Origin of the sequence: Neisseria sp. HMSC068C04 (genome assembly GCF_001810105.1) — a bacterium.
Classification (GTDB): domain Bacteria; phylum Pseudomonadota; class Gammaproteobacteria; order Burkholderiales; family Neisseriaceae; genus Neisseria; species Neisseria flavescens_B.
On the sequence record NZ_KV799924.1, the window covers coordinates 67865 to 80613 of the forward strand.

Annotated in this window: 10 protein-coding genes, 1 tRNA gene and 1 riboswitch; of the genes, 3 read left to right on the plus strand and 8 right to left on the minus strand. The window is 54.0% G+C overall.

What is annotated here, in order from left to right; genetic code table 11:
- The 4 genes from HMPREF2700_RS03400 to thiC all read right to left on the minus strand — a co-directional run bounded on the left by HMPREF2700_RS03400 (position 1) and on the right by thiC (position 5051).
- Entirely contained in the window at positions 1-825 is an 825-nt protein-coding gene (locus HMPREF2700_RS03400) for an MBL fold metallo-hydrolase (protein WP_070590087.1), read from the minus strand.
- 4 nt (positions 826-829) lie between these two features.
- Positions 830-1810 carry an NAD-dependent epimerase/dehydratase family protein gene (locus tag HMPREF2700_RS03405; RefSeq protein ID WP_070590090.1) on the minus strand — a complete coding sequence of 327 codons (981 nt, stop codon included), beginning with the start codon at positions 1808-1810 and terminating at the stop codon, positions 830-832.
- Complete coding sequence (locus HMPREF2700_RS03410) at positions 1807-2811, minus strand: 3-oxoacyl-[acyl-carrier-protein] synthase III C-terminal domain-containing protein (protein WP_070590093.1); 1005 nt, start codon at positions 2809-2811, stop codon at positions 1807-1809. The genes HMPREF2700_RS03405 and HMPREF2700_RS03410 overlap by 4 nt, the downstream gene beginning before the upstream one ends.
- 350 nt (positions 2812-3161) lie before the next feature.
- A complete protein-coding gene (thiC, locus tag HMPREF2700_RS03415) occupies positions 3162-5051 on the minus strand; it encodes a phosphomethylpyrimidine synthase ThiC (RefSeq protein WP_070590094.1) in 1890 nt (629 codons plus the stop codon).
- 93 nt (positions 5052-5144) lie between these two features.
- Positions 5145-5244, minus strand: a riboswitch (TPP riboswitch).
- Positions 5245-5354: 110 nt separating this feature from the next.
- On the opposite strand from thiC, the gene HMPREF2700_RS03420 reads away from it, so the two are divergent.
- Positions 5355-5431 (plus strand) — tRNA-Met (locus tag HMPREF2700_RS03420).
- Positions 5432-5609: 178 nt separating this feature from the next.
- On the opposite strand, the gene HMPREF2700_RS03425 is transcribed toward HMPREF2700_RS03420, so the two are convergent.
- Complete coding sequence (locus tag HMPREF2700_RS03425; protein WP_070590097.1) at positions 5610-6746, minus strand: FUSC family protein; 1137 nt, start codon at positions 6744-6746, stop codon at positions 5610-5612.
- Positions 6747-6900: 154 nt separating this feature from the next.
- Between HMPREF2700_RS03425 and rnhB the strand changes: the two genes are divergently transcribed.
- Entirely contained in the window at positions 6901-7494 is a 594-nt protein-coding gene (gene rnhB / locus HMPREF2700_RS03430; protein WP_063068644.1) for a ribonuclease HII, read from the plus strand.
- Between the two features lie 56 nt (positions 7495-7550).
- Here rnhB and HMPREF2700_RS03435 read toward each other — a convergent pair whose 3' ends face one another.
- Positions 7551-8555, minus strand: a complete 1005-nt coding sequence (locus HMPREF2700_RS03435; protein ID WP_070590099.1) for a quinone-dependent dihydroorotate dehydrogenase — start codon at positions 8553-8555, stop codon at positions 7551-7553.
- A gap of 243 nt (positions 8556-8798) precedes the next feature.
- Here HMPREF2700_RS03435 and HMPREF2700_RS03440 point away from each other — a divergent pair, with 243 nt between their 5' ends.
- A complete protein-coding gene (locus tag HMPREF2700_RS03440) occupies positions 8799-10808 on the plus strand; it encodes an OPT family oligopeptide transporter (RefSeq protein WP_070590102.1) in 2010 nt (669 codons plus the stop codon).
- A 58-nt stretch (positions 10809-10866) separates the two neighbouring features.
- On the opposite strand, the gene waaA is transcribed toward HMPREF2700_RS03440, so the two are convergent.
- Both waaA and HMPREF2700_RS03450 read right to left on the minus strand, forming a co-directional pair.
- A complete protein-coding gene (gene waaA / locus HMPREF2700_RS03445; protein WP_070590104.1) occupies positions 10867-12129 on the minus strand; it encodes a lipid IV(A) 3-deoxy-D-manno-octulosonic acid transferase in 1263 nt (420 codons plus the stop codon).
- Positions 12130-12266: 137 nt separating this feature from the next.
- A complete protein-coding gene (locus HMPREF2700_RS03450) occupies positions 12267-12698 on the minus strand; it encodes a plastocyanin/azurin family copper-binding protein (protein WP_070590107.1) in 432 nt (143 codons plus the stop codon).
- Positions 12699-12749 lie beyond the last annotated feature (51 nt).

The following is a 12749-nucleotide window of genomic DNA, read 5'->3' on the forward strand; positions in this document are numbered from 1 at the left end:
TTAATCCAAACCTTCCATACCCAAACGGCGCAAGGTGGGTTCGCAATGGCTGGGAACGAGGATGATTTCGCGGTTGCGGCGGTGGAGGTGTTGCAGGCGGTCTATGGTGGCTTGGACGGCGGAGCGGTTTTGCGCGATCAGACCGGTCAGCGGGTTTGGGCGGCGGTTGTGGCTGATGGTCGCAAACCGCCAAACGGCGTCGGCAATCAGGAAAAATTCTCCGGCTATCAGTCCGTATTGTCCGGCGGCATGGCCGGGCAGGGCGACGGCAATCAGGTCTGCACTGATGCGGTAGCCTTGTTCAAAGGGGTAAAACGCTTCCTCAAGGCGGACTTCGGGCAGATCTTCGATAAAGCGGGCGCGTTGTGGTAAATCTTGGGGCAACAGCTCGCGCAGGAAGCCTTGTTTGACTTCGATGATGCGGTTGGTCAGGCTTTCGGGCTTGTCAGTGCGGTAAACAAAGTCATAGGCGGCGCGGGAGAGAATGATTTCTGTGTCGGGGAAGTCTTTGAGTCCGGCAATATGGTCGGCGTGAAGGTGGGACAGGAAGATTTGGTTGATGTCGTGCGCGGCATCACCCAAACGTTCGCGTATGGTCGGTTGGCTGAGGGTGACGGGTGTGGTCAGTGCGTAAAACTTCTCGGGAAATCGGCGGCAGGCTTGGAAAAAGCGGGGTGCGTAGCCGGTGTCGAAAAGCAGGTTGCCGCCTTGGTGGGTGATGTGGGCGGTCATCGCGGGAAAGGCAGCTTTGCGTAGGCTGCCGCCCCGTTCGACCATACATTCGGGATGGGTGCAGTAGCCGGTGTGGTAGAAACGGATGTCCATGGATTCAGCCTTTCAAGGAGCGGGCGTATTGCCGCAGTCCGTCGGCAACGCTGATTTGGGGTTCGTAGCCGAGCAGCGAACGGGCGCGGCTGATGTCTAGAGTTTGGTCGAAGGAAATTGTGCCTATGCTGTAACGGGTAACGAGGGGTTCGCGAAAAGAACGGGTCAGCCGCGCCTGTGTTTCCAAGATGCGGGCAATGCTGTCAATCAGGCGGTAGGAGACGGGTTTCAGACGGCATCCGAGATGCAGGGTGTCGATGATTTGCCGGTAGAGTGTGGCAATGGTTTGCGGCTCACCGTTGGTGATATTGAACGGCATGGCTCGGGGGACATCGGCTTCAGCTGCCAGCATCAGCGCGTGAACGACGTTGCCGACGTAGATAACGTCCACTAATGCGCCGCCTGCTTCGCGTCCGCTGCGTCGAATCAGTGGCAGAAAGCCTTTTTCGGAAATTTTGAGCAGGCGCGGCAGGACTGCTGTGTCGTATTCGCCGAAAATGCCACGCGGACGGATGATGACACTAGAGATGTCGGTAGCGGCGGAGACTTCTTGTTCGGCAAGGAATTTGGTGTAGGCGTAGTCGTTGACGAAGTGTCGACTGACGAAGGTTTCGGGGACTTTATGCTGGTCGAGGTAATCGAAATATATGCTGGGCGTGGAAACGTGTATCAGCTTGCCGATGCGGTGGTGCCGTACCGCGGTCAAGACGTTTTGCGTGGCGGTCACGTTGGCGCGGTAGAAATCTTCGTATCGCCCCCACGGCGAAGACAGTGCAGCGCAATGGAACACGATATCAACTTCGGAAAACGCATTTAGTGTCTGATTGCGGTCGGACAAATCGAAGGCGTGAAATTCTGTCTTCAGCATTTTACCGATTTCAGCATTACGCCCGCAGGCGGCTACTTGCCAGCCTTGGGAAAGCAGCGTCTGCACGAGGTTGCGCCCGAGTCCGCCGGTAGCGCCGGTGACGATGGCTTTTTTCATGGTTTTTCCCAAATCAGCGCACCCAAACCGACGCCTGCGGATGTGCCGAACAGCAAAACTTTATCGCCCGAGCGGACGGGGAAGTCGGTCATCAGGTGGTGCAGCGCAGAGGGGATGGAAGCGGAGATTTGGTTGCCGTGGGTGTTGAAAATATCGACGATTTTGGCAGGGTCGAGTTTCAGACGACTGATGATGTGTTGCAAAGCGCCGCGGCTTGCCTGATGCGGAACGATCCAGTCTATGTCTGCCAACGTCAAATCTGCCTGCGCTAAAACCTCGTCCAAGAAGCCGGGTATGGCTTCGGCGGCAAGCTTGTAGAGCTTTTTGCCGTTCATGTGGAAATAGGCTTGGGAGACATAGTTTTCTGGATGTTTGGACGGATGGTTTTCATAGCCGCCAGCAGGGATAGTGCAGAATTCATAGCCTTCGGGATGCACCTCGAATTTGCTGGCCAACACGCCGCCGCATTCAGACGACCTAATAACAGCCGCTGCCGCGCCGTCGCCGAAAATGGTCGAACTGTGAAAATCGTTCCAATCCAAACCAACGGAGGCGACGTCGCAACTGATCAATAAAATGGTGGGATATTTGTGTAACAGAGAATCCGCCAAATCTAAGCTGCGTAAAAACGACAAACAGGTCATGTTGACGTCGAATGCGGCAATCGGGCGGGTGGGATTCAGCAGGCGCAGGGTATGCGCGGCGTTGAAGGGAATGCATTGACGGTCGATACCCGAAGCGTTGATGATGCAGTCCACATCGTCAATCGTGATGCCTGCCGCCGTCAACGCATTTTGTGCGGCTTTAAGCTGCATGGCATCGGCAGATTCGCCTTCCGCCAGAAAGTAGCGTTGCGTCAAGCCACTGAGTTTTTCAGTACGACCTTCTTTGATGCCGAGCAGGGCATCGATTTCGGTGGAAGGGACCAACCGAGAAGGCAGTCCTTTGCCTGTGCCGATGATATTGAGACGGAGGGATGGGTTCGGATGTGTTGTTTGCATGAAATATCCGCTAGTGAATAAGGCTTTCAGCATAGTATTAATATTTTGTCATTGTCAATGCTTCTATGCTGACCGAATTTTAAAAAACGTCTCAGGTAAGAGAGATAAATCAAACCTAACAAAAGGTCGTCTGAAAAGCCCAAGCAGATTTTCAGACGACCTTTTTTATGAATGCACTATCGGATTTGCTCCAAAACGCCTTTAAATTTCGAAAGAAGCCGGCAATTGCTTGGTTTTTGCTGTTTGAAAACAAGATGAATCAAGGTTGTGTATAAAATGTATTGAAGAAGCAATAAGGAATAGTCAAGGCCGTCTGAAACATTTTCAGACGGCCTTTTTCGTTTTATGTTTTAACTGTAAAGCTTCGCTCCTTTTTTGACGAACTCAATCGCTTTTTCTTCCATGCCTTGCTGCTGGGCTTTTTGCTTGTCGGCGTAATCGCGCACTTCCTGCGTGATTTTCATCGAGCAGAATTTGGGGCCGCACATCGAGCAGAAGTGGGCGATTTTTGCGCCTTCGGCGGGCAGGGTTTCGTCGTGGAAGCTCTCGGCGCGTTCGGGGTCGAGGCTGAGGCGGAATTGGTCGCGCCAGCGGAATTCGAAACGCGCTTTGCTCAGAGCGTTGTCGCGCAACTGTGCGCCTGGCCAGCCTTTGGCGAGGTCGGCGGCGTGGGCGGCGAGTTTGTAGGTGATGATGCCGGTGCGCACGTCTTCTTTGTCGGGCAGGCCGAGATGCTCTTTCGGGGTCACGTAGCAGAGCATGGCTGTGCCGTACCAGCCGATATTGGTCGCGCCTATGCCCGAGGTGATGTGGTCGTAGCCGGGGGCGATGTCGGTAACGAGCGGGCCGAGGGTGTAGAAAGGCGCTTCAAAACAATGTTGCAGCTCTTCGGTCATGTTTTCTTTTACGCGTTGCAGCGGTACATGGCCTGGGCCTTCAATCATGACTTGGACGTCGTGTTCCCACGCTTTGGCGGTCAATTCGCCCAAGGTGTGCAATTCGGCGAATTGGGATTCGTCGTTGGCATCGGCAATGCAGCCGGGGCGCAGTCCGTCGCCGAGGCTGAACGAGACGTCGTAGGCTTTCATGATTTCGCAGATTTCGTCGAAATGCGTGTAGAGGAAATTTTCCTGATGATGGGCAAGGCACCATTTCGCCATGATGGAGCCGCCGCGCGATACGATGCCGGTCAGGCGGTTGGCGGTCATCGGTACATAGCGCAACAATACGCCTGCGTGCAGGGTGAAATAGTCCACGCCTTGTTCTGCCTGCTCGATTAAGGTGTCGCGCACCAAATCCCAAGTCAGGTCTTCGGCGATGCCGCCGGTTTTTTCCAAAGCCTGGTAAATCGGCACGGTGCCGATGGGGACGGGCGCGTTGCGGATAATCCATTCGCGCGTTTCGTGGATGTGCGCGCCTGTGGATAAGTCCATAATCGTGTCCGCGCCCCAACGCAGCGACCATACCATTTTTTCGACCTCTTCGGTCAGGCTGGAGGTTACGGCGGAGTTGCCCAAGTTGCCGTTGATCTTGACGCGGAAGTTGCGGCCGATAATCATCGGTTCGAGTTCGGGGTGGTTGATGTTGGCAGGGATAATCGCGCGTCCGGCGGCGATTTCTTGGCGTACAAATTCGGGCGTGATTTGGTCGGGATGGGTTGGGATATTCGCGCCGAAACTTTGCCCTGCGTGTTGTTTCAAGAGCTTGGCGTATTCAGGCCGTCTGAAAAGCTCGTCCAGCTTCATGCGTTCGCGTATGGCGACAAACTCCATTTCCGGCGTAATGATGCCTTGGCGGGCGTAGTGGAGCTGGGTTACATTTCGGCCTGCTTTGGCGCGGCGCGGACGGGTGATTTGATTGAAGCGAAGATGGGCGGTTTTCGGATCATGTGCGCGTTCGGTGCCGTATTCGCTGGAAAGCTTGGGCAGGATTTCGGTATCGCCGCGTTCCTCCAGCCATGCGGTGCGGACGTGCGGCAGGCCTTGTTTCAAGTCGATGTGTGCTGCCGGATCGCCGTATGCGCCGCTGGTGTCGTACACCGGAATTGGTGGATTGGCTTCCGTACCTTGCGCCGTGTAGGTGTCGTCCTGACGGATTTCGCGCAAAGGCACGCGGATGTCGGCGCGGCTGCCTGGGATATAGACGCGGTCGGAATTGGGATATTGGAAGCGGATGCCGATGTCTTCGCTCAAGTCGGAAAGACGGCGCGCCTCATCGCCGGTTTTTTTAGTGGTAGTCATAAAAAAATTGCTCCTGTTTCTCGGTTATGAAAGGAAACAGGAGCATTGCTTTTTTCAGACGGCCTTGTGGATATTTTCAATCAACCGTTTAAAATCACATTTGCCGAAACTCCCCACGCAGGTATTATCCTGTTCGGGTGTAAAGGGTATTTCTCAGCCGCTTGGTTTGAAAGCAGCACCCCTGTTTCTTTATTAACGAAAATTAAACCATGCGGATGGTTTTTTGTAAAGCGGCGTTTTTCGCATTTTCTGTCAAAAACGCTTGACAGCGACTCCGTCTTTCCGTATAGTTACAACTTCTGACGCGGGATGGAGCAGCATGGTAGCTCGTCGGGCTCATAACCCGAAGGTCGTAGGTTCGAATCCTGCTCCCGCAACCAAATATAAAAATCCCCTGCAATCGCAGGGGATTTTGCTTTATGCGGTATTTATTGTTGCTTGGATTGATTGAAAGGCTGTCTGAACCATTGGGTTTCAGACGGCCTTTTTTATTGGCCGATGACATCGACGGCTAATTTGCTTTTGTCTTTTATTTTGAGTTTGTGTTTTTCAGACGGCCTATTGTTGCTCCGGGCCGGTATCGTTGCGCAGGTGTTCTTTCAGACGTTGCAATTCTTTTTTGTCCAACCATTTATTGCGCGAACGTTGCAACAGGATTACCAATGCGGCGATTTCGTTACGCATATTGGTACTGAGCCAGAGGAAGCCTTGCCAGTCGTAATGCAGGCGGGCGGCCGGTTTGCTTAGTTCGGTATTGAGCGAAGTATCGATGCGGATACGGCGGGCGTAGTGGCCTTTGATGAGGCGGACGGTCAGGCGCAGCTCGCGTTGGAGTTGGTTGAAATGGCGGTCGAGCAGGCGGATTTCGCTTTCGTTGAGCGTAGGCGCGCGCAGTTTGGCGGCGGTGGTCAGGAGCAGCTCGGTGGTAGTGACGATTTTGCGGTGGGCATGCTGCATGGCTTCCATCATATTGTTGCTGATGTGGCTTTCGCCGGATGTGGCGGCCAAATGGCTGCGGCTTTTGACCATACGGGCGTTGATTTTGCGCATTTTAATCATGTTTTGTTCCAAACGCTCGCGCGTCATGCGCTTGCCGTTGCTGATTTCGGCAATCATTTTGGCGCAGTCGGTGAGGTTGTCGGCAAGCATGAAACGCCACATCAGGGTAGAGCGCAGGGGTAGGAGTTTGGCGGCGGCAATGGCGATGGCGGCACCAATCAAAACGTTCATGGCGCGCATCAGGCCGCTATCGAGCCAGTGGTGGCTGCTGTCGCCGATGAGCATGCACATGGTCAAACCGGCAAGCATGGCGACATAGCCGTTTTTGCCGACCGCAGACCAACCGGCCACTGCGCTGGCGGCACCGATAATCAGATAGAAGAAAACGCCGTCTTGCAAATAATGCTGGTTCACCCATAAAACGGCCAAACCGACGCCCAAACCGATGGCCGTGCCGAGCATGCGTTCGACTGCTTTGGAGTAAATCGCGCCTTGGAATTGCAGCATGCCGAGGACGACAAAAACAGTCATGCCGATCCACTCGCCATGTTGCAGGTGGAAGACTTTGGCCAACAGGGTGGAAAACACGATTGCCAAGCCGAGGCGGAAGGCGTGGATATGGCGGCGATAGCGGTAGCGTTCGTAGGCGTTGAGCCAGCGTTCGGAAAAATGGAGGCGTTCGGATTGAGTAGGCATGTTGTAAGACGTATGGGTATGTGGGGATGTAAATTATAACTGATTGGTAAAGCAGATGAAATTTGAACTGTTCCCCAACGGTTTGAACTACTGCAGAATTTCTCTGCCGCAAGCGGATATAATGGTGGCTTTGAATCAGGCAGGCGGTGAAGAAATGGCGACGGTTTTAAGCGCAGGCGTGGACGAAGCGGGGCGCGGTCCTTTGGTCGGCAGCGTATTTGCGGCGGCAGTGATTTTGCCGGAACATTTTGATTTGCCGGGTTTGACCGATTCAAAAAAACTGAGCGAAAAAAAGCGCGATATGTTGGCGCAGATGATTAAGGAACAGGCGGTTGCGTGGAGTATTGCTTTTGCCGACCCCGACGAAATCCTGCAACTGAACATCCTGCACGCAACCATGGCCGCGATGAAGCGAGCAGTCGAGGGGCTGTCGGTCGTGCCTGACAAAGTGTGGATAGACGGCAACCGCGTGCCGAAAGATTTGAATGTCCCTGCCGAAGCCGTGGTTAAAGGCGACAGCAAAATTATTGAAATCTCTGCCGCTTCGGTTTTGGCCAAAACCGCGCGTGATGCGGAAATGTATGAATTGGCGAAACGCTATCCGCAATACGGGTTTGACCGCCACAAAGGCTACGGCACGGCGCAACATTTGGCCGCGTTGAAACAATACGGCGTATTGCCGGAACACCGCCGCGATTTCGCACCGGTCAAAACCTTATTGGCACAAGGCAATCTGTTTGAAGAATGAAAGCATATCAAAAGGCCGTCTGAAAGATTTCAGACGGCCTTGTTTTTGGAAAAGTATTATTTCAACGCAGCCAAACACTCTTTAATCAACTCAGGGCCGCGATAAATCAAACCGCTGTACACTTGAACCGCACTAGCACCCAAGCGGATTTTTTCTGCCGCGTCCGTGCCGTTCATAATACCGCCGACGCCGATAATCGGCAGCTTGCCGTCAATGCGTTCCGCCAAAAGTTTCAACACCTGATTGCTCTTCTCGCGTACAGGCAAGCCGCTCAAGCCGCCTTGTTCGCCTGCGAGCGGATGGCTGCCCAAGCTTGATTTGTCGATGGTTGTGTTGGTGGCGATGATGCCGTCCATTTCCACAGATTTGACCACATGGGCGATGTCGTCGATTTGCGCTTCGTCCAAATCCGGCGCGATTTTGACCGCCAGCGGCACATATTTTCCATGCGCGGCCGCCAGTTGCGCCTGTTTGTTTTTCAAGGCTTCCAACAATGCGCTCAACTCGTCGCCGCCTTGCAAGGCGCGCAGGTTTTTCGTATTGGGGGAGGAAATATTGACCGTGATGTAGCTCGCGTGGGCGTAGGCTTTTTCCAAGCAAATCAGATAATCGTCGGCCGCATTTTCAATCGGCGTAACGGCATTTTTGCCGATATTGATGCCCAAAATGCCTTTAAAGCAGCTGTTTTCAATGTTACGGATCATCGCATCGATGCCGAGGTTGTTGAAACCCATGCGGTTGATGATGCCTTGGTGTTCGGGAACGCGGAAAAGGCGCGGCTGCGGATTGCCCGGCTGCGGCTTGGGCGTTACCGTGCCGATTTCGACAAAGCCGAAACCCAAAGCGGCAAACGCATCGATACACTCGCCGTTTTTGTCCAAACCTGCCGCCAAGCCGACCGGATTGGGCAGCTGCAAACCCATCAGCTCAGTTGGTCGGGTGTAGCTGTCTACTTTGGGCAGCAGGCCGAGTTTTTCGATAGAACGCAAACTGTTGAGCGTGAAATGATGAGCCTTTTCTGCATCGAAGCGGAACAGGATGGGACGGACGAGTGAATACATGGCGGCGGCTTTCTGAACGATTGATGAATTTGGCGTTATTTTACCTGAAACCGTCAAACTGCCCCAAACGTCCTTATCGATATGATTTTATTGTTTGGCGTCAAATGAGAATAAATAGGGCTTTTGCGTGTAATCGGATAGTTCATTAAAATGGTAAGAGAGAGGCTTTTCAGACGGCCTGATGGATGTATCAAAAGGCCGTCTGAAAAGTTTTGATTGTTTACCTGATACAGGAAGATTTTTATGAAACAGGCGGTTGATCCTTATGCGAGTTTCTGTGAACTGACGCTGCGGGGGATGATACTCGGCGCGTTGATTACGGTGATTTTTACGGCATCCAATGTGTATTTGGGCTTGAAGGTGGGCCTGACTTTTGCGTCTTCGATTCCGGCTGCAGTGATTTCGATGGCGGTTTTGAAGTTTTTTAAAGGCAGCAATATTCTGGAAAATAATATGGTGCAGACCCAGGCTTCGGCTGCGGGTACGCTCTCCAGTATTATTTTTATCTTGCCGGGTTTGCTGATGGCCGGTTATTGGGCGGGCTTTCCGTTTTGGCAGACTACGCTGCTGTGTATGTCCGGCGGTATTTTGGGTGTGATTTTCACTGTGCCTTTGCGTTATGCGATGGTGGTGAAGAGCGATTTGCCTTATCCGGAAGGCGTGGCGGCGGCTGAGATTTTGAAGGTCGGCGACCATGATGCGGACCAACAGGAAGGCGGCAGCGGTATCAAGGAATTGGTGTCAGGCGGCGCACTGGCCGGTTTGATGAGCTTTTGCGCAAGCGGTTTGCGCGTGGTGGCGGACAGCACGAGCTTTTGGTTTAAAGGTGGCGCGTCGGTGTTCCAAGTGCCGATGGGCTTTTCTTTGGCCTTGCTGGGCGCGGGCTATTTGGTCGGTCTGACCGGCGGTATCGCGATTTTGCTGGGTATTTCGATTGCCTGGGGTGTGGCTGTGCCTTATCTGTCGGCGCATATTCCTCAACCTGCCGATATGGAGATGATTCCTTTTGCGATGTCTTTGTGGAAGGAAAAAGTCCGTTTTATCGGCGCGGGTACGATCGGTATTGCGGCTATTTGGACGCTGTTGACTTTGATGAAACCGATGGTCGAGGGTATGCGCCTGTCTTTCCGCAATTTCGGCGGTGCGCAGATGACCGAACGGACGGAACAGGATTTGTCGCCTAAGGCGATGATTGCCTGGGTGTTGGCGATGATGCTGGTGTTGGGCGTGTCTTTCTTCCATTTTATCGGCGACTCGCATATTTCCGGCGGTTTGGCTTGGCTGTTGGTGGTTGTATGTACGCTGCTGGCTTCGATTATCGGCTTTTTGGTGGCCGCGGCTTGCGGTTATATGGCCGGTTTGGTCGGTTCGTCTTCCAGCCCGATTTCGGGTGTGGGCATCGTCTCTATCGTCATTATTTCGCTGGTGTTGCTGCTGGTCGGCGAATCCGGCGGCTTGATGGCTGATGAGGCAAACCGCAAATTCCTGCTGGCGTTGACGCTGTTTTGCGGCGCGTCCGTGATTTGTGTGGCTTCGATTTCCAATGACAACCTGCAGGATTTGAAAACGGGTTATCTGGTAAAAGCAACGCCTTGGAAACAGCAGGTTGCGCTGATTGTCGGCTGCGTTGTCGGTGCCGTGGTGATTTCGCCTGTGTTGGAGCTTTTGTATGAAGCCTATGGCTTTACCGGCGCGATGCCGCGTGAAGGCATGGATGCGGCCCAAGCCCTTGCCGCGCCTCAGGCGACTTTGATGACCACCATCGCCCAAGGTATTTTCTCGCACAATCTGCAATGGGATTATATTTTCACCGGCGTGGCCATCGGTGTGGCGTTGATTGCGGTCGATTTCACATTACGCAAATCTTCCGGCGGCAAGCGTGCTTTGCCGGTATTGGCCGTAGGCATGGGCATTTACCTGCCGCCGTCTGTGAATATGCCGATTGTGATCGGCGCGATATTGGCGGCGGTGTTGAAATCCGTCATCGCCCGCCGTCAAGAAAACCGTGAAGGCCGTCTGAAAAATGCGGAACGTATTGGTACGCTGTTCTCCGCCGGTTTGATTGTCGGCGAGAGCCTGATCGGTGTGATTATGGCGTTTATCATCGCCTTCTCCGTAACCAACGGCGGTTCGGATGCGCCTTTGGCCTTGAATCTGGAAAACTGGGATACGGCCGCCAAATGGCTGGGCTTGGCGTTTTTTGTTTTCGGTATGTTCGTGTTTACACGCCGCGTGTTGAAAGCAGGACGCTAAGTTTGTAGGTTGAGAAAAGGCCGTCTGAAACTTTGGTTTCAGACGGCCTTTTTATCTCTTAACGCTGATTCAAACAATCTGCAATCGCTTTGGCAATTTTGGCACTGGCGCCTTGGTGTTGCGAAATGAATTGCTCGGTGTGGCTGATCAGCTGTTGGCGCAGCGTTTCGTCGTCGAGGTATTGGCGCGTGGTTCTGTACCAGGCTTCGGCGGTTTCGACGCGGACGGCGGCTTTGGCTTCGACTGCGCCTTTGCAGGCTTGGGCGAAGTTGTAGTTGGAGTAGCCGAAGAGGGTGGGGACGCGGCAGGAGATGGGTTCGATGATGTTTTGGCAGCCGGCATCAACGAGGCTGCCGCCGACGAAGGCAATGTCTGCGCTGAGGTAGTAGGCGGCCAGTTCGCCCATGCTGTCGCCTATCCAAACTTGTGTATCGGGGGAAACGGGTTGTCCGTCGCTGCGTTTTTGGACGGTATAACCAAGCGATTTGGCGGTATCGTAGGCCGTCTGAAAGTTTTCAGGGTGGCGCGGTACGATGACCAGCAAGGCATTGCCGCGGTAGTCCTGCCATGCTTTGAGGAGCAGCTCGGCTTCGTCTGTGCCTTTGTACACGCGCGTGCTGGCGCAGACGACGACGGGTCGTGAGCCGATGCGTTCTTTAAAGGCGACGGCAAGCGGGCGCGAGTCGTCGGGGGGCGCGATGTCGTATTTGGTGTTGCCGCAGACGTGGACGTTGGACGCGCCGATAAGGTGCAGGCGTTCGGCATCGGCGGCGGTTTGGGCAAAGCAGCCGGAGAGGATCTGCATGGCAGGTTCGACCAGCTTGCGGATTTTGAGGTAGCCGCGTTGGGATTTTTCGGAGAGGCGAGCGTTGGCCAAAAAGAGGGGAATGCCTGCTTCTTGGCAGCCGTGCATCAGGTTGGGCCAGATTTCGGTTTCCATCAAAATGCCGCAGATGGGGCGGTGTTCGGCTAAAAATCGGGCGACCCATTCGGATTTGTCGTAGGGCAGGTAACGACATTGCGCATCGGGGAACAGGGATTGCGCGGTGGCGCGGCCGGTCGGCGTCATTTGGGTAATCAAAAACGGCGAATCGGGAAAATGGCGGCGCAATGCCTGGACTAAGGGTTCGGCCGCACGTGTTTCGCCGACGGATACGGCGTGTATCCAAATAGGACGTTGTACGGGATTGGGATACGCCTGCCCGAAACGCTCGTCCCAATGCTCGAGATAGGCTGGGGATTTGAGGGCGCGGCGGCGCAGGTGGCGACGGATCAGGAAGGGGGCGAGATGCCACAGTGTGGCGTAAAGGCGGCGTATCATGCTTACGGGTCTTGTGTCGGAATAGGCCTATTTTATCGGAAACTGAAACGGAAGATATAGCTTTGATGCGTGTTTTACGCAAAGGAAACAGGCCGTCTGAACGGTTTCAGACGGCCTTTGGTGTGGGCATAAAAGTTTTATTTTACTTGCGCCATATATTTTTTCAGACGGCCTTTGCTTTGCATGGCGCGGTTTTCCATTTCATCGACAACGGCTTGCGCTTTGGCTTTGTTCACCGGTTTGCCGACCTGAATCACGCCGCTCATGTTCATCATGCGGTGCGGCGGGCAGGTGTAGACGTACACGCCTTCTTTGTCGAGCTTGAGCGTGAAGTCTTTGCCGTCTTCGGAGAGGAAGTCGGCAACGCCGTCGGGCAGGGCTTTGCTTTGCACCCAGTGTCCGCTGTTGGCGGCTTTGAAGGTAACGGTATCGCCGACTTTGGCGTTGACGTAGCCAGGCTCGAACACCATGCTGCCGTCTTTGCCGTTGTCAAGCATTTTGACTTCGTGGTTGGCGGCGTATGCGCTAAGAGAAGCGGTCAGCATCAGGAGGAAGAGTGATTTTTTCATGGGAAAGTCCTTTTTGTGAAGAGTATAAAATGATTGCTGGGGCTGGTTTCT

What these genes read in the sequence shown, in the direction of transcription:
- HMPREF2700_RS03400 (WP_070590087.1), bottom strand. Translation starts at nt 825, where the DNA reads ATGGACATCCGTTTCTACCACACCGGCTACTGCACCCATCCCGAATGT.
- HMPREF2700_RS03405 (WP_070590090.1), bottom strand. Translation starts at nt 1,810, where the DNA reads ATGAAAAAAGCCATCGTCACCGGCGCTACCGGCGGACTCGGGCGCAAC.
- HMPREF2700_RS03435 (WP_070590099.1), bottom strand. Translation starts at nt 8,555, where the DNA reads ATGTATTCACTCGTCCGTCCCATCCTGTTCCGCTTCGATGCAGAAAAG.
- HMPREF2700_RS03440 (WP_070590102.1), top strand. Translation starts at nt 8,799, where the DNA reads ATGAAACAGGCGGTTGATCCTTATGCGAGTTTCTGTGAACTGACGCTG.
- HMPREF2700_RS03410 (WP_070590093.1), bottom strand. Translation starts at nt 2,811, where the DNA reads ATGCAAACAACACATCCGAACCCATCCCTCCGTCTCAATATCATCGGC.
- HMPREF2700_RS03450 (WP_070590107.1), bottom strand. Translation starts at nt 12,698, where the DNA reads ATGAAAAAATCACTCTTCCTCCTGATGCTGACCGCTTCTCTTAGCGCA.
- waaA (WP_070590104.1), bottom strand. Translation starts at nt 12,129, where the DNA reads ATGATACGCCGCCTTTACGCCACACTGTGGCATCTCGCCCCCTTCCTG.
- rnhB (WP_063068644.1), top strand. Translation starts at nt 6,901, where the DNA reads ATGGCGACGGTTTTAAGCGCAGGCGTGGACGAAGCGGGGCGCGGTCCT.
- HMPREF2700_RS03425 (WP_070590097.1), bottom strand. Translation starts at nt 6,746, where the DNA reads ATGCCTACTCAATCCGAACGCCTCCATTTTTCCGAACGCTGGCTCAAC.
- thiC (WP_070590094.1), bottom strand. Translation starts at nt 5,051, where the DNA reads ATGACTACCACTAAAAAAACCGGCGATGAGGCGCGCCGTCTTTCCGAC.